An 18,302-nucleotide genomic window follows, 5' to 3' on the forward strand; every position below is an offset into this window, starting at 1 on the left:
AATAGGTGCTAGTCTTCCCTAAATGATGAATTATACATTTTTTCATATAAACCTTTTTTAGCTAATAATTCCTTATGAGTACCCGATTCAACAATTTCGCCATTATTAACAACCAAAATTTTATCTGCGCTCAAAATAGTCGAAAGTCTATGAGCAATAATAAACGAGGTTTTACCCTTCATTAATTTCATCATTGCTTTTTGAATTATTTTTTCGGTTCTCGTATCAATATTAGAAGTTGCCTCATCAAGAATTAAAATATTTCGATTAGCAATGATTGCTCGTGTTATAGCAATTAATTGTCTTTCACCTTGCGATAAATTAGCACCACCTTCTTCAATAATTTCTTCATATCCATTTCCTAATCGCATTATAAACTCATCTGCGTGCGAAATTTTTGCAGCTTCCTTTATTTCATCATCAGTAGCATTTGGATTAGCATAACGAAGATTTTGCATAATTGTGGTTTTAAATAAAAATGTATCTTGCAAAACAATCGATATTTGTTGTCTTCAACTTTGTTCTTTAATATCGCGCGAATTATTTCCATCAATTTCAATGTTACCAGATAGCGGTAAATAAAACTTACTTAAAAGATTTATAATCGTAGTTTTACCAGCGCCAGTAGGGCCGACAATAGCAAATACTTGTCCTTTTTTTGCCATAAATGAAGCATTTTTTAATTGAAGATTATTAACATCATTTGTATAGGAAAAATCAACATTCATAAATGAAACATTTCCTTTTGTATAATTAATTGACCTCAATTTGGTTTCATCAACAAGTGGTTTGAATGTAGCCAAATTCATTACTCTAACTGCTGAAACTAGCGCCATTTGAATAGACGAAAGATTCTCAAAAACACGAACAATACTATTAGCCATAACTCTTATGTATAAAACAAATGTAATAATAACCCCAGGCGTAAAATTAGAATTAGAGCCTGTGCCAATATTTGCAACCGTAAATGCAGAAGCAATTACAACGATAATTAATTGCAATATATTAATAACGGCATTGCCAAGAGGTCACATTAAACCAATATATAGATTAGCCTTAAGAGATGAACTATATAATTTATTATTTTTAATAATAAATTCGTCTTCAATTTGTTTAGTAAAATCAAGTGATCTAATTAAATGATGTGCAGCAAGATTTTCTTCAATGAACCCATTTAATGAAGCAACACGTGATTGTTGCTTTCTAAATTGTGGATTAGCCTTCTTTAAAACAATAAAAACAAAGCAAAGCATTAAAGGCATTAAAAATAGAGTAATTAGAGTTAAATAAGCAGAATAGTAAAACATAAATCCGAAGGATGAAATGATTGTTGTAAAAGTTATAATAATAGTATTAAGGCTTCCAGTCATACCATTATTTATATTATCAATATCACTAGTTAGTATAGACATTAATTCGCCAGTCTTAACTGAGTCAAAAAATGAAACAGGCATTTTCATAATTGCCTTATAAGCATCTTCTCGCATAATTAAACATGACAAAATTGAGGCTCTAACTGATAAAACATTTGAAATTAACGAAAAAATTTGCTGAAAAACAAATATTAATATAAGTAAAACAAAATGTCACACAAAGCTTGAAATATTAAAATTATCAACATATTCTGGTACTAAAGATTTTATTTCGCCAACAAGAAATGAAGAAGATAAAAAATTATCAATAAAATATCCTAAAAAGAAAGTACCGGTAGTTAAACATAAGGCCGAAAAAACTGAAAAGACAATTATCCAAAAAAGATTTCCTTTTCTATAATTCAAATACCAAATTAATCTTTTGAAGGCGTCTCTTTTTATTTTTCTTCTTTGCTTTTGAATATTCTTTTTTTGGGTTTTTGTTAAACTTTGTTGCTTATCATCCACCTTAAGAGGATCCAAATTATACATCTAAACCTCCTAACTGTGTTTTTGCTATTTCTAGGTATAGCTTCGAAGTTTTTAATAACTCTTTATGCGTCCCGATATCGCTTATCAAACCATTTTCCATTACCAGTATTCGGTCAGCATCAATAATTGATGATATTTTTTGTGTAATAATAATAGTTACAATTTTTCTTGAAGAAAAATGCATATCAATATTATCCTTAACCATTTTCTCAGTTTTAGTATCAAGAGCAGATGTTGCATCATCTAATATCAAAATCTTTGGTTGCTTTAAAAGGCCTTGAGCTATTGAAATTCTCTGTTTTTGTCCTCCTGACAAATTTGATCCATTTTTAAGAACCTCATGCTCAAATCCATCATTGTATGCATTTATAAAATCATAAGCAAATGCTAATTTTGCAAAATATTCTAAATCTTCTTGTGTAGCTTTGTTATTTGCCATTAATAAATTAGACTTAATAGTTCCAGAAAGCAAAATTGGTTTTTGATAAACAAATGAAATATTTTTTCGCAAAGAAGTTGTATCAATTTCATTAATATCATTGCCATCAATGCTAATGCTTCCGTGGATAGTTTTAAATTCATGGCTAAGTAATCTAGCAAGCGTTGTCTTGCCTGATCCGGTCGGCCCTATTATTCCGATTTTTTCACCTGGATTTATTTTTAAATTAATATCTTTTATAACAAAATTTTCGGATTCTTCATGATACTTAAATGAAACATTTTTTAATTCAATTTCACCTTTAGTAATAACTTTATTAGATTTTATAAAATCTATATCTGCTTCTTTTTTTAAGATTTCAATAACTCTTTTTGATGAAACATTTCCACGAGAAATTAAAAATACCGCAAATGAAGACATAACTACCCCAATAGTAATAAACATTACATAATTTATAAATGTTGTAGCATTAGATATCTTTGTTTTATATAAGGATAATACATCGCTAAAATCCTTAAAAACTTTCAGATCAGTTATCACACCATAAGAACCTTGGTTAATTCTTGATCTAATAATAAAGCCAGTGGCTAATAATATACATGAAGTCACAATATTTGCAAACAAATTAATAAATGAAAAAGTAATATGATAAATAATTCAAGATTTTTTAGCTACGTTCGACCAGTTTTTATTACTATTTTGAAACTTATCTAATTGAACATTTTCAAGATTATATGATTTAATAACTCTTACACCTAAAATACTTTCTCTTGCTTCATTATTAATTTCATCATATGCTTTTTGTTCCTTTGGAAATAATCTCATAGAAGACATTCCTGCTATTGCCATAATAACAAATAATGCAGGAACAAAAGCACCTAATGTAATCGAAAGATTCAGATCAGTTAGCAAAGCAAAAACTAACCCAAAAATTAAATTGCAAGGGCCGATAATGCTTAATCTTAAACCAGAGGAAATTCCAATTTGTATCCTAGATATATCGATAGTAAACCTTGTTAAAATTTTTGAATGACTAAAAAACTCAATATCTTTTTCCGAAAGAATTGTTAAATGCTGTCATAATGACTTTCGAATATGTTTTGCAGCACCTGTCGAAATATATGAAGCAAGCATAGACCCTAATAAGGTTACTATTGTTCCAATTAATAACACAAGAGCAAAATATGAGGTAAACCACTTTATAGAATAAGAGAGTGTTCCTTCAATTGTAAACAACCTAAGAATATTGATTTTAGAATAATCTAATATACTTGTTTGGTCCTTATGCAATTGTAAAAATGAATTTTGTGCGATTAAATTGGATAAATTTCCAATGAAAATCGGCACAAATAAAAAACAGATAACTTGAAGTAATGTTAGCAAAATGGTTATAATTGATAAAATTTTATACTTATGGTCCATGTATCTAAATAATCGAAGCAACATTAACTCCTTTAATTAAAATTTAATATCTTTATTAATTATATATTAATTAATCATGATTGCTTATTGTTTCAAAATCATTGCAATACCTAGAAAAAAAGTAGCTTTATAAGGCTACTTTAAAACTATAAATTTATTGCTTCATTTGCAATGAATTGTTCTTCCTCGGCACGAATTACATAAATAGGAATAGCGCTTGATGCATCAGAAATAATCTTATAATCACTAAATTCTCGGCATTGATTCTTCTTATTATCTAGTGAAAGATTAACAATATTTATTTTTTTTATAACTTCACTTCTTATATAATCGTCATTTTCGCCAACGCCTGCAGTAAATACTATAGCATCAACTTTTTCTGTAATTCTATTTAAATAGGTAATTAAATAATCGGCAATTCTTTGAGTATATAAATCGAGAGCAAATTGCGCATCTGAATTAGTTATCTTGGCCTTTTGAATATCCCTTAGATCAGATGAAATACCAGAAACGCCCAACATACCAGACTGCTCATTGAATAATTTAAATAGTTCTTCAACACTAATATCCTTGTGCTTTAGAATGAATGGGATAATTGATGGATCAAAATCTCCTGATCTAGTCCCCATCATAATACCAGCAAGCGGTGTAAAACCCATACTCGTATCAATTGACTGACTATTTTGCACAGCGCATAAACTTGCACCATTTCCGATATGCAAACTAACTATGTTAACGTCTTTTTTATTTAAAATTTCTTGGCACTTTAAAGTAATATAATTGTGATTTAATCCATGAAATCCATACTTTCTAATATTTAATTCCTTTGCTAAATCCTTATTTATAGGATATGAATACGAGATCCTAGGCATGGTTTGATGAAATGTAGTATCAAAATGCATTGACATTTTTGCAGAAGGTAATAAAGTTTTGAATGCTTCAATTGCTTCAATTGCGCCAGGGTTGTGAACTGGTGCCAAATCTATTGATTGCTTTAAAATTTCGATTTTCTCTTCATCGATAAGGGTTGTTTTTTGCAATTTTGGACCACCATTCACAATACGAAATGCAACTTTTTCAATATCATTAAAATCCTTTATGATATTGAATTCTTTTCACTGTTTTACCAATTGTTTGACAGCCTCTAAAAACGTAGGAAGAGGTATTTCAAAATCTTTATTAATTTCCTTATATTTCAATGTAAGAATACCTTGTTTCAACTTAATGCGTTGAGCAATTCCCTTAGCCTCAACAACCAATTTCTCATTAAACAATGTTCATTTAATAGAACTAGATCCTGCATTTATAACTAATATTTTTTTCATAAAATATACTCCTAAATATGTTTTTTAAATTATATTATAAAGACTAGATATAAAACTATATTATTTATAATTATTTAGCTCTAATTATTTTTTTAAAGATTTTAAGTATAGATTTCAGAAGCTTAAAAAAGTTTAACTAACTGAAAAGCTAGTTAAACTTTTTTTAATAACAATTTGTAAAATATATGATTATTTAATAATTTCTAACAATCGATGAATTTAAGAATTTATACCCAAAATTATTAAACGATAGCAGATAAAAATCATTAAAGGTTTGATAATTTTTGACTTGTTTTAAAATATAAAATTCATATATAGTTGTCGAAATAGCTAGCGAAAAAACATTAGAAATAATTATAATTAGCATTCTTGATATTGCTGATAATGGGATGTTTTTTTCTTCATGATGTCTATTATAAAAGATAATAACGGAAGCAATCAAAATACTCATTATAGCCAATGGAATCAAAATATCAAACATAAGTATTCTCAAAATTGCAATCTTTTTTTGCTTTATAAAGTCAGGAGTCATAAATGAATGCATAGCAAAGTCTGTTTCTATTTCTTTTTCCAAGTTCTTAAAATGAGGCGATTCATGTGAATATCCCAATATTTCAGCGGTAATCAAAATAATATCATTTTTAGTCAATTCTTGTTCTTTCTTGGAATACAAGGCAAAGGGAATTCTAGGGTCCTTTAAAAAAACAAATTTTGATTTATTAGCCATTGACTTTAGATAACAGTAATATGAATAATAATCCTTTATCTTAGCTCTTTTAATTAAATCAAGAAAAATAAAAGCTAGCAATATTGATAATATTCCCGAAATTAAACCAGCAATAATGCTAACAGTAATATCGTTAAATATTTTAAAAGTGCTATCACTTGAATATTTATTTTCAAATATGGTAACCATATAAATAATTAAGGCTCATACAATGATAATGACAGCAATGGTTAATATCGAATATCAACTTGAATGTAAATCAAGCCGTTTTAACTTTCTTAATTCTTGTTTTCTGTTATTCATTAAACCACCTTTGGTATTTTATTATTTATTAAGATAAATTATAATAAAAAAATACTTATATTTGTATTATAAGTATTCTGTATCTACATTTGTGAAAGGTAAATTATTTATATGGTGCTCCAGACTGGACTTGAACCAGCACGGCTCTTAACCGGTTGATTTTGAGTCAACTGCGTCTGCCATTCCGCCACTGGAGCATAAAAGCATTAATAATTATAAATTATATTTTTAAAATAATGTTAAAAATAAAAAATCATAATTATTTCTTTTTAATTTTAAAATGTAAAATTAACTAATTGATAAATAAAAAGTTTTTATTTTTATGATTGGGAATATAATAATTATTGCTATGGATTTAAAAGAAATTTTTATGTTGCAAATTGACCTGGATAAGGCTTTTTCTGAAACCATTTCAAAAAAGGATTTTCGTTTTTTTGATACAAAAATTGTTATTGCTCTATTAGTTGAATTGGGAGAATTTGCCAACGAAGTTAAGGCCTTCAAATATTGAAAAAAAAATAAAGTTATAGATCGCGAAAAGATGCTAGAGGAGTTTGCTGATGGAATTCATTTTATAACTAGTATTGCATATCCAAAAGGTATAAGTCCAATTATCAAACCCTACATTAAGCACAAAAATTTTACACTTCAATTGGCATATACATACAAACTTTTTACCGAACTTTTAAATACCAAAGACAAAAATAAGGTCTTAAAGGCATATGAGGCTTATTTAGGTTTAGGCTTATTGGTTGATATTCAAGAAGAGGATATTGTTAATTCATATCTTGCTAAAAATAAAAAGAATTATCAAAGAATCAAAAATAGATATTAATAAAGGAAAGTGACAATTAAAAAATATAGTTAGTTTTACATAACTAGCCATATTTTTTTTACAAAAAATACTCAAATTACATCACATTGTTAACCTAAATATAAATTTATAAAATGATTCTAACTTAATTAATTCATTTATTTTTGAATCACAAAAACAATATTTAAATATTCCTAAAATTTAGGCTAAATTATATTAAGCTAACTTAGACATGCAACAAAAAAGTTCTTTAACTTCTGTATTTAATTAATTAGTTCTCAAGCGTAATGCTAAAGATAAAAAATAAGGTGTTAAAGTCCTCCAAAATGCGTTTATCTAAAAATAATAAACCTAAGTTTATAAAAGAACTCAAAGAATTGATCATAGATTGTCTTTCTAGTTTTAAATTAGCATAAAAAAACTACCACATAATTTGGTAGTTAATCTTAATTATTATTTAGCCATTTGTTCGGCAACTTCTGCGGCAAAGTCAACTGTTTTCTTTTCTATTCCTTCCCCAACCTCATATCTCTTAGCACTAACTAAAGTCAAGTGAGAATCATTTAGATATTGTCCAACAGTTTTAGTATCTTCCATTACGAAGGGTTGATATAATAAAACACCTTTTTCGTTTAATTGTTTTCTTAGTAAACCTTCCTTAATAGATTGTTGAATCTTTTCAGGCTTATTTGCTAGAGCAGGTGATGCATCCAACATATCATGAATACCCTTTAACTCAACTGGACACAAACATTGTTCTGTTAAATAAGATGGGTTAAGGGCAGCGATATGCATCGATACATTTCTTAATGCTTCAGCATTCATACCCTTACCCATAATAATCGTTGCCACTCTATTATTAGCATGAGTATAGCCGGCCACAATTTCGCCTTCCTTAGCAACATATTTTAGCGCTCTTCTTAATGTTATTTTTTCACCAATTTTTGCTGTTAATAAACTGGTTTGATCCTCGATTGAAACACCATCAATTTTAATTGCCTGTAATTCTTCATCACTGGTAAAATCATTTACCAACAATGATTCACCGATTTTATTTGCTAATTCAATAAATAATTCATTTTTAGAAACAAAATCTGTTTCAGAATTAAGTTCAAATATAACTGCAACGTTATCTTTAACAACAGCTCTAACGATACCTTCGGCTGCGATTCTTCCAGCTTTTTTAGCAGCCTTTAAAATTCCCCTTTCTTGTAATCAGTCGATTGATTTTTCAACATCATTGTCATTAGCCTCAAGCGCTTTTTTAACATCTAAAAATCCTAAATTCGTTCTTTCTCTTAATTCTTTAATTTTATTTAAATCGATTGACATATATACCCTTTCTTATACTTTGAGATAATTTATTTTTCCTCAGGTGTTTTCGAAGATTCTACTGGTTTATTAAATCTTCTTTCTCTCATTTCTCTCATTTCGCTTGTTCTAGGATCTTCTGGTAAAACAATTTCCTCATTAGTTTTATAAGCAAATAATTGAGAACCACCTCTAGCAGAAGCGATAGCATCAGCTAAAATTGTAATAATTAAAGTTAATGATTTTGCCGAGTCATCGTTTGCTGGAATAACAAAATCTACTAAATCTGGATTTGAATTTGTATCATGAATTGCAAAAACTTTTAAACCTTTTCTCTTTGCTTCTCTAATAGCAATTTCATCTTCAACAGGTGAAGCAACAATCATAACTTGTGGCATCTGCGCTTTGTTAGCTAGTTTTCTAATACCACCAAGGTTCTTTTGCAACTTAGCAATCTTCTTATCATTTAGAAGACCTTCTTTTTTAGTATATCCTTGATATCCATTTTTTTGCAAAGCTTCTAATCTGTCAAGTTCCTTAACGCTCTTAAAAATTGTTTGCGAATTTGTTAAAGTTCCGCCCAATCAACGTTCAGTAACATAAACTGAATTAGTTCTTGCTGCTGCTGCTTCAATAGCAGATTTAGCTTGTTTTTTAGTACCAACTCAAATAAATGAGATTGGTTTTTGAGCCATTTTATTTAATAGTTTGTATGCATATTCTAAAGTTTTTTGAGTTTTAGCAATATCGATAATATGTATACCCGATCTTTTTCCATATATGTATTGTTTCATCTTTGGATTTCAACGGCTTACTCTATGACCAAAATATGTTCCTGCTTCTAATAATTTTTCTCTTGAAACAATAACGGGTTCGCTAGATACTGCAGTTTTTTGTTCAACTGGCTTTTGCTCAACTTGTTTTTGTTCTGTTGTCATTTTTTTAATCTCCTTTTTAAGATATAAATAAAAATAAGTTTGTTTTTTCTCCCTATTGTTTCTAACAATCAACACCAAAAAAGGCACATGCGATTGAATTCACAATAGTGTTTGATAAATTAATTTTGTTTTTTCATAATCTATCGATACTTTTATAAAAAGTACTTTCAAATTTTAACACAATTTTAGTAAAAAAATAATAAGTTAGAAGACTGAAATTTATATGGTGGACTAATTATGTGAATGATTCAGTACATACCAAAGGATTGACAAATATAAAAAAATAGAAATTTAAATTTGAATTTGATCAACAATAAGGCGTTTTGTTATGATAATTCAAAATTTTTTTGTATAAAAATACATTTCTTTTTTAGCTTAATAGAAGTAAAAATTAGGTATAATAAAAACACTTTTACATAAGATAAAAATTTAATATTGAGGTTTTTTATGCAAAAAAGCAAAAAGAAGAAGATTTTAATAGCAAGTATTTCCACTGTTTCAATGCTAGGTATTATAGGGACTGCTGTGGGAATAGGATATGCTACTTTTTTAAAAAACAACAAACAGCAGCAAGAAACACAAGACTTAATCACGGCTGCTAAAAATTTAGTTGCAAACATAGTGAATGAGGATAGCAAAAGAGATTTTTTAAAACAAATTAATGATCCTAAATTTAGACAATATTCGCCTAAAAATTATGCTACTCTACAAATTATTTTAAAAAACATAAAAAAGCAGATAGAAGAAGATAGAGCATTTGTTTTATCAAAAATTAATCAATTAAAAAACAACGAAATAAAAAACAATCTTCTCAATCGTTTTCAAAATAACAATAATGCTGCAAACCTAAAAAATATTTTAGAAGAAACTAACAGACAATTAATATTGCAAGAAAAAGCAAAAAGTTTGGAATTAGCTAAAATAGAACTAAATGCCTTGATAAAAGATTTAAGTAAGGATAAAAAAGAAAAATTTATCATCCAAATAAGTGAAGCTAAAACACTAGAAGAAATAAATCTAATTAAAAAAAATATTATTGATTTCCTATCAAAAATAAGTACTGAAGATCAACTATTAGAAAATAAAATAAATGCCCTAATCGAAAAAATTAATGCATCTGATATTTCAAACAATGATAAAGAAGAACTAGCAAATAAAGCTAAATTAGCTACGAACAATAATATCGAAGAAATTTCAAAATTGCTAGATTTAGAAATAAACAAAGCAACTCTAAAACAAGAAGTGTTAATTTTGCTTAATAAACTTTCTAAAACAAAGCAAAAATACAAAGAATTAAAACAAAAATTTAGTAATAAAGACGCAAACGTCGACGATTTTAATAATATTAAAAATCAAGTTAATAGTTACTTAAATAAGCTAAAATCTGATGTAAAAATATTGCTTGATTCCTTTCAAGATGATAATTTAAAAAAGCAATTAAAAACCGAATTAAGTAGTGCTGATAATGAAGAAAAAATATTAGATATTAAAGCAAAAATTCTTGCTCATCAAATGAAACCAGATGTGCAAAAATTATTAGAATTAATTTCAAGACTTTCTAGTAAAAATCCATTAAAAAAAGAGTTGTCAGACCAACTAAACCAACAAAATATTAATGCAAAAGAAATTGACAACATCATTAAAAAGTTAGATAATGAAATTCAAAAAATTTTAGACAAAACTGCTAAAAACATAGAAAAGCTTGATGGATCACCTAAATATAATGAATACCAAAATGAAATTAAAAAAGGTAATATAACTGAAGATGAGCTAGAACAAATTAGTAATGATGCCAATAGTATCTTTGATGAATATAACCAAGAAGCAATTGCGTATGTAAATGCTCTTAACATTGAAATAATAATCAAAAACAAATTATCAACCTTAATTAAAACTTCTAAAAATATAAAAAATACTGATTTTTATAAATCAAAAGCAAAACTATATAATGATATATCTTCAATTCATGACATTAATAAACAAGAAAAACTAAAAAATGAACTAGAAAAAATTTCTTTCACAAATAATGATTATCGTGATCTTTTTGGCGAGTTATCACAAAAAATTGATAATGAAATAAACAAGCAAAATAATAATTCAAATGAAGCACCACAAATACCATCTCCAAACGTGCCAGATATAACTCCATCACCAGGCATAGATGTACCTGCTCCTAACTATGAAAAAATAAATGATAGTCAAGCATTACTTGCCGAAGCTCAAAAACAAATATCAACAGTAAATGAATTCTTTGAAAAAACAGATAATGATCCTGAATTGGTCGATGAACGCCATAAGCTTGCAATAGCATATACAAACTTAATAAAATATCGCGACCGCCAAAGAGATTACAATAATAACATCGATGAATTAAATGATGCCCTAAAAGAATTTAAAACACAATTATATAATCTAAGCCAAAAATTTAAGAAGGTTATTAGAAACCATGAGCTTCAAAAACTTAATACCGATATAAACTCAACAACTAATAATTCTAAAACCGATTCACCAAAGCACAGTCTAGGATTTGATTTAATATTCAATAAATCTACACAAAAATTCAATGATGCCAATGCTATTGTCACCCAAACACCTTATTACAAAAAGAAACTTCAAGAATTTAAAAACTATCTAAAAACAGCGAATAACAACACCGGTTTAGATTTATCAAATAATCGCCTAGATCTTGGTTTTTTAAACTATCTTAAGGAAGTTGGTATATATGGAGAATATGGTGATAATGATGAACAAAAATGACGTCAATTCTTTAATGGGTACAATAAAGAACATATGATGAAAGCTTTGTTCCTTGACACTTTTGATACCATACCCAACAATTCTGTCGAAATTAAGCAAGATGAGAATATTGCTAATAAAATTAAGGGAATTATAAGAAACAACCCTTTTGGCTATCTTCCATCTAATCTAAGTCAGTTTCTTTATTATATCGACTTAGATACAATCAAAAAAATGATAGACTTTAATCAAGAAATTGAAGAAATAAAAGCTAAACATAATGATTTAACTGGCGAAATAACATTATTATTTAAAACTAAATCTACACAATTTAGACATCTGACACTTAACACAAGCAATTCATTACTAAGAAAAAATGATGATTTTTATCAATACATCTATGATAGGTCATTCTCACTAAATTATAAAGGTATTTATACAGTACGACCACCCTTTGGTGGAAGTCCTTCGCAACGCTATACAAGTACTTCTGGGACAGCATGAATTGTAGACAGAATTGATAATAAAATAACAACCAATAAAAATGGTGGCGAAGAATACGAATTTTTAGTTGCAACCAATGCCCACGTCGCATCATTAACTCATATCTTTGACAAAAGTATTGTGTACAACAAAAATACAGATAAAAAAAATATTAATAACTTTGTTGGAAAACTAGACCCTAATTTTAATTTCAATAAGCATAACTATGAAACCACAACCAATGGTGAAATTATTAATGATTATCAAAAATACTTTAAAAAATCGCTAAACACACATCAGGGTACTGATACAAAAAGTCAGTATTTAGATTGGATATACTACACTCCAAGATTTAGCTCGAAAGGATTAAGAGCAAATCGGGCTGTCACAAATTTCTTTGATGAACTCACAGATGTCAATAACCGCCTTGGGACAGTTAAAAATGGCGGAGCTGATTTTGCAATTCTTAAACTAAGATTCACTAAAAATAATATAAGGGATCTATTTCCTACCCTATACGAAATTTTAGACACACCAGCCGAAAAAGATTGATATATTGGTTTTGGTAATGAAACAAATAAACAAAAGAATCACGAGAGCCCTATCCAAACTCATTTTGTGCTCGGTTTTCCAGATGTCAATGGAACAATTAAATTAAATGCTGCCAGATCACAAGGTGGCTATATTGAAACAAAAAACCGTGTTGTTGATAATGATAAAAATAACAAAGATAACTTTAATAGCTTATGGGTAAGATATAACGAAAAAGAAAACAAAGATTGAAATAGTATAGACAATAAATGAATGAACTATGAAAAACCATTTGGAAAAGCATCTGAACACGGAATGCCTAAAAATATTCTCCAACAGATGACAACACTATATCTTAACAATGAAAAGAACGAATCACTTGATAGCGGTTCAAGCGGTTCGATGGTAATAGATTCAAGATTTAATTTAATTGGAATTAATTTTATTCATATTGTCGAAAGTGACAATTCTGAAAACAGGGGTAACCAAATTATCCTGTTTAGAGGCGAAAGTGAATATGATCCAAAAGAATTTTCAGGTGATATAAAGCATGATTTCATAACAAAACTTGAAGTAGATAAGCTTAAAACTATTAAGCTAAACCCTAAAATTTAAATCAAAAAAATATCCCCAGCTTATTGCTGAGGATTTTTAATATATAAAATTCAATAATTTTAGATAGTTACTATCACATAACATCTTTACGTGATAAAGGCATTGACATGCAACGTGCATTACCCATACCTAATGATAATTGGTTACCATGGAATGGAAGAACCTTGATTCCAGCAGCTTCTAAGGCAGCGTTTGTCTTTTCGTTACGTGAATAACCAATAACAACACCTGGTCTAATTGCTAGATAGTTTGTACCATCAAAGTGAGTTTCTCTTTCAATTTCCATTTGTGAAGCACCTTCACCAGCAATTGGAATTAAGATAGGTTTTTTGTTAATAATTGATTCTAATAATTGTTCTAGTGGTAAACCATTTTCCATTGGTTGTGGTTCTTCTCCACCATTTACTAAATCATAGTCTCAGAATTTAAATACATCATTAGCAATAGGCGAGTATAGGAATTTATCCTTGTCCAACATTGTTAGTCATGTGTCTAAGTGCATCAAGTTTGTTCATTTAGGAACATTGATTGCAACAATACGTTTGAATTCACATTCTTTATTAGCAACAATATTCTTAGCTAACAAGGTTATTGTTTGTAAATCGGTTCTTTCTGAAACACCAACTACTAAGGTTTCGTTGTTGTAGATAAATACGTCTCCACCTTCGATTGATAATTTTAGAGATGGGTCGTAGTATCATGGTGTGTTTACAAGTTTAGGGTGATTTGAAAATACAAACCTTGAGAATAATGTTTCACGTTGTCTAACTTTGTAACGCATGTAGTGAATTGTTACACCATTACCAACTGATGCAAATGGGTCACGGGTAAAGTATAGGTTTGGCATTGGGTCAACGATTAATTCATGATCTGCTTCAATACCTAAATCATACTTGGTGATTCCAGCCATCATAATTTCAACTAATTCTCTTGATGACATTTTTGATTTTAAGAAGTTTCTTACAACCATTTTGTGTTCTTCTGAAAGAACAGGTTCTGAGTCTTCTAAAAATTCTTCAATTAATTTGTCTTTAGCTTCTTGTGATGCTAAATCATATGTTTCTGCAACTAGGTCAGTTAGTTCAACAACATTGATGTCGTTAGCTTTTAATTCTGATACAAATTGTTTGTGTTCTTTTCTTGCATCATGACTTTCTAAGATAGCTGAGAATAATAATTCATCTAGTCTAGCTGGTGTAATGTAGTCAATTTCACGCCCTGGTTCGTGAACTAAAACCGATTCTAATTCTCCGATTTCTGAATAAACGTGAATTCCTTTAAATTTACTGTCAAATACAGACATTTGTTTCCCTTTCAAATAAGTGATGTTATTTAGCGTATAAAAAAGTGCAAATAAATGCTCTATTTATACAATATTAATTATACTACACTTTTATTTTTTGGGTTTTTATACTAATTTAAACTAAAAAATAAAAAATAATAAAATAAAATAAGAGATTTGAGACTTGACAATGCCGGAATTTTTAAGTTTTTAGACCTTATTATTAGTTGAAAAAATAGAGTTTTTTTAACATTTCATATTTTTAAAATTCCTAATAAATTTAAATAATAAGTATTTATAATTATAATATATTTAATACAAGGTAAAATATATACTTATTGTAAATAAAGAGGTTATATGACAGAAGAAAAAGAATATAAAACATTACTTGATATTACTGAAGAAATTCTAAATGAAAAACAAAATTTAGATTTCTATAATTTATTTAATTCAATACAAAAAATTCTATTAGAAAGATGAAGAAGTGAAAGTATTGATACTAGTACTGATGAAGAAATTTTACTAAAAAAACGCGGGGAATTATACCGTTTACTAACTGTAGATGGAAGATTCTTTCACAATGCCGATGGAACATGAACAACAATTAGACCTGACTATAAAAACTAAACTTATTTTGTTTGGTTTTTTATTTTGTTTATGATAGTTAATGCAAAAGAATTATTAAAAAAAGCATATAAAAACAAAAATGTTGTGTTCCATATTAATATTAACAATTTAGAATGAACTAAGCAAGTTTTACTTGCTGCTAACAATGCAAATAAACCGATTATTTTGGGAGTGAGTTCATCTGCTGCTGAATATTTTGGCGGTTACAATGTTTGCTATAGTGTCGTGAATTCTTTAATACAGGATTTAAAAATAACAATTCCCGTTTGTCTTCATTTAGATCACGGAACATATAACGATTGTATTAAAGCAATCGATGCAAATTTTTCATCTATAATGTTTGACGGAAGTAAATTACCATTTCTTGAAAATCTCAATATAACAAAAAAACTTTATAAAATATGCCAGAAAAAAAATATTTCACTTGAGTGTGAAATTGGAAGAATAGGAGGAACGGAGGATGGCATCGTCAGTGACATTGTATATACAAAAATTGAAGAAGCGATTGAGTTTAAAAATGTGGGTATTGATATGCTTGCTATTGGTATTGGCAATATTCATGGTGAATATCCAAAAAATTGAAAAGGTATAAACTTCGAATTACTAAATCAACTAAATCAAGCTCTTCAAATGCCGCTTGTCTTACATGGCGGTTCGGGAATTAGTGATGCAGATATCAAAAAATGCATTCAAAATGGTATTGCAAAAATTAATATAAATACCGAATTACAAATAGAGAATGCAAAGGCACTTGAACACTTTCTTAAAAACAATAATATAATGGAAAACAAAAACTATAATCCGAGAAAACTTTATAAAAATAGTAATATGGCTATTTACAATAAAGCATTGGAGATATTAACCAAATACTAATGAAAAAAAATATAAAAAGATTTTTATTATCAAGTCTAATAGCTCCTAGCCTTCCGATAGTTAGCTATATGCTAGTTCAATGCACAATAGAAAAAAATAACGATACACAGAAACTATTAAGAAAAATAACCGAATATAAAAATACAATTAGTAAAAATGTCATAGATTTAAAGTTATGTAATGAGATTGCAGACATTACAAACGAGGATTCAAAAAGCTATTCAAGAAAAAAAGACCAAACCTTTTTAAAGCAACTAATAATTATTCTAGAAGACATAAAAAAATTTCCCATAAATAATCAAGCATTACCAATAAATATTGATAAATTAGCGAATAAATTAAAAGTAATAAATGAAATTTGAATTTCTATCTTCAATAAGCATAGCCTATTAAATAAGAAAGAACACAGCCAAATAACTACAACGTTTTTAAAAATTAGATCTTTGCTTTCCTTTAAGAAGGTTATTGATACAGAAATCTTTGACTCAATAATTAAAAAATTCATTATTTTAGCTAAAAAAATAAGAAAAACTTATACAAAAAAACTTTCACAATGAAGCGAACAAGAAATATCGTTATTAAAATTCTTATTTAAAGATTTCCAAATTAATGATAATAAAATAAATAATGGTGACCTTGATGAAATTTTTAATAACGATTCCAAAATAGATAGCAACGAGAATAGCCAAGATAAAAAAGATATAAGTGCAGAAGATAGCAAAGACAAAGAAATATACCTAACTAGTAAATCTATTTATGTTAATAACAAAGAATACCTTCTATCTAATGATTTTAGAGAAAACAATGCCACCGAAGTATCTGCTTTTAAGATAAATGATGGTGATACTGCTGAATTAAAAAACATAAAAAATAATAAAACTTTTAGATTTAGGTTTTCTGGTATCGATACACCAGAAACATGAAAAAAAGTAGGGCAAAAATTTGAACCAACAGTTGGATTACAATTTAAATATGGTAAGATTGCAAAAAACTTTACAACAAGAAATCTTCTTGAAGCAAGAAAAATTTGAGTAATTCCCCAAACAACAATTAGTGACCAAAATAAGGATGAAAATAAGAAATTCTTTGATGCTTATGGTCGAATTGTCGCAATAATTTTAGTTTATAAAAACGACGGTTCAATAATTTGCATCAATAAAGAACTCATAAAAAACGGCTTTAGCAAAGTTTCTTATATATCTCTTGATAAAAGAAGCAAATATTACACAAAAAATGAAAACTTTTATTTTTGATTAAAGAATAATGAAAAGGAAGCAAGATACCAAAAATTGGGAATATGGTCAGATAATATTAAGGAAATTTAGTTCTTGTAAATTTAAAGGTGCATATTAGCGTCAGCTATAATTATTTTACTATATTTTCAATTAGTTTTTAAAAAATTAAAATTTTGACATTAACATTTTTTTCTTTTGCGTATGAAATTAAATGTGTGTGAATCGCGAGCGCACACACATACTTTAAAGTACAGGGGGAGAGGCGCACAAAAAACCTTAAACAGGTGTGCTTTTTCTCCCCCTTGCATTAATAGATATATTAATGCACTGTTCTTTTTTATAAAAAAAAATTGTTTAAAAAAATATATTTTTTATTAATTTTTGTTAAAAATTATTTACAAACAACTATTTTTTAAGTAATTATTATATATATTTGTATATATATAATTTTCGAACACTATAAATTGGATAACAAAAAGGACTAAAAAATAAATATTAAATTATGGTGCATTTATAACCAATTTTAAAGTTATTTAAATTATTCAAAATTTTTAGTAAACATACATCAAAACTATATATTGTTCATACGTTTTTAATTGGCTTTTTTATTAAATGTGATATAAAAGCTTCTGCATTGTTATTAATAAAAAAGTCAATATTTTTATCATCAATTTCTGTTAGCCCATAAAAATTATTATTTATATATTTGCACAAAGAAAATAACAAGTTGGAACGAT

The 18,302-nt window shown here is 27.7% G+C and carries 13 protein-coding genes and 1 tRNA gene; 5 read left to right on the forward strand and 9 right to left on the reverse strand.

What is annotated here, in order from left to right:
- Nucleotides 1–8 precede the first annotated feature (8 nt).
- The 5 genes from ACWXVO_RS01555 to ACWXVO_RS01575 all read right to left on the reverse strand — a co-directional run bounded on the left by ACWXVO_RS01555 (nt 9) and on the right by ACWXVO_RS01575 (nt 6,317).
- The gene (locus ACWXVO_RS01555) at nt 9–1,904 is read right to left on the reverse strand and encodes an ABC transporter ATP-binding protein (protein ID WP_456002145.1); all 1,896 of its coding nucleotides are present in this window, start codon (nt 1,902–1,904) and stop codon (nt 9–11) included.
- Nucleotides 1,897–3,765 carry an ABC transporter ATP-binding protein gene (locus ACWXVO_RS01560; protein WP_455993917.1) on the reverse strand — a complete coding sequence of 623 codons (1,869 nt, stop codon included), beginning with the start codon at nt 3,763–3,765 and terminating at the stop codon, nt 1,897–1,899. Before ACWXVO_RS01560 ends, ACWXVO_RS01555 begins: the two co-directional genes overlap by 8 nt.
- Nucleotides 3,766–3,911: 146 nt before the next feature.
- The gene (locus ACWXVO_RS01565) at nt 3,912–5,090 is read right to left on the reverse strand and encodes an acetate/propionate family kinase (protein ID WP_456002148.1); all 1,179 of its coding nucleotides are present in this window, start codon (nt 5,088–5,090) and stop codon (nt 3,912–3,914) included.
- Nucleotides 5,091–5,283: 193 nt separating this feature from the next.
- Entirely contained in the window at nt 5,284–6,120 is an 837-nt protein-coding gene (locus tag ACWXVO_RS01570; protein WP_438340638.1) for a hypothetical protein, read from the reverse strand.
- 112 nt (nt 6,121–6,232) lie between these two features.
- Nucleotides 6,233–6,317, reverse strand: a tRNA-Leu gene (locus ACWXVO_RS01575).
- A 152-nt stretch (nt 6,318–6,469) separates the two neighbouring features.
- Here ACWXVO_RS01575 and ACWXVO_RS01580 point away from each other — a divergent pair.
- Nucleotides 6,470–6,955 carry a dUTP diphosphatase gene (locus ACWXVO_RS01580; RefSeq protein ID WP_455966455.1) on the forward strand — a complete coding sequence of 162 codons (486 nt, stop codon included), beginning with the start codon at nt 6,470–6,472 and terminating at the stop codon, nt 6,953–6,955.
- A 432-nt stretch (nt 6,956–7,387) separates the two neighbouring features.
- Here the strand turns inward: ACWXVO_RS01580 and tsf are convergent, their stop codons facing one another.
- Nucleotides 7,388–8,266 (reverse strand): translation elongation factor Ts, encoded by an 879-nt coding sequence (tsf, locus tag ACWXVO_RS01585; RefSeq protein ID WP_444705000.1) that lies wholly within the window; start codon nt 8,264–8,266, stop codon nt 7,388–7,390.
- A gap of 29 nt (nt 8,267–8,295) precedes the next feature.
- Entirely contained in the window at nt 8,296–9,183 is an 888-nt protein-coding gene (gene rpsB / locus ACWXVO_RS01590) for a 30S ribosomal protein S2 (RefSeq protein ID WP_438340630.1), read from the reverse strand.
- Between the two features lie 447 nt (nt 9,184–9,630).
- On the opposite strand from rpsB, the gene ACWXVO_RS01595 reads away from it, so the two are divergent.
- Complete coding sequence (locus ACWXVO_RS01595) at nt 9,631–13,548, forward strand: MAG2960 family serine endopeptidase lipoprotein (protein WP_456002151.1); 3,918 nt, start codon at nt 9,631–9,633, stop codon at nt 13,546–13,548.
- A 70-nt stretch (nt 13,549–13,618) separates the two neighbouring features.
- Here ACWXVO_RS01595 and arcA read toward each other — a convergent pair whose 3' ends face one another.
- Nucleotides 13,619–14,851, reverse strand: a complete 1,233-nt coding sequence (gene arcA, locus ACWXVO_RS01600; RefSeq protein WP_438340628.1) for an arginine deiminase — start codon at nt 14,849–14,851, stop codon at nt 13,619–13,621.
- A gap of 336 nt (nt 14,852–15,187) precedes the next feature.
- On the opposite strand from arcA, the gene rpoE reads away from it, so the two are divergent.
- From rpoE to ACWXVO_RS01615, 3 genes are read left to right on the forward strand one after another with little or no spacing between them, the layout of a single operon-like run.
- Nucleotides 15,188–15,457, forward strand: a complete 270-nt coding sequence (gene rpoE / locus ACWXVO_RS01605) for a DNA-directed RNA polymerase subunit delta (protein ID WP_438340627.1) — start codon at nt 15,188–15,190, stop codon at nt 15,455–15,457.
- A 30-nt stretch (nt 15,458–15,487) separates the two neighbouring features.
- Nucleotides 15,488–16,330: a class II fructose-bisphosphate aldolase gene (locus ACWXVO_RS01610; RefSeq protein WP_456002154.1), complete on the forward strand. Its 843-nt coding sequence runs from the start codon at nt 15,488–15,490 to the stop codon at nt 16,328–16,330.
- Nucleotides 16,330–17,655: a thermonuclease family protein gene (locus ACWXVO_RS01615; RefSeq protein WP_456002157.1), complete on the forward strand. Its 1,326-nt coding sequence runs from the start codon at nt 16,330–16,332 to the stop codon at nt 17,653–17,655. The genes ACWXVO_RS01610 and ACWXVO_RS01615 overlap by 1 nt, the downstream gene beginning before the upstream one ends.
- A gap of 405 nt (nt 17,656–18,060) precedes the next feature.
- On the opposite strand, the gene ACWXVO_RS01620 is transcribed toward ACWXVO_RS01615, so the two are convergent.
- Nucleotides 18,061–18,302 (reverse strand): hypothetical protein (locus ACWXVO_RS01620; RefSeq protein WP_456002160.1); only part of this gene is annotated, 242 nt, incomplete at its 5' end.

It is taken from the genome of Mycoplasma sp. 1890, from assembly GCF_053851615.1.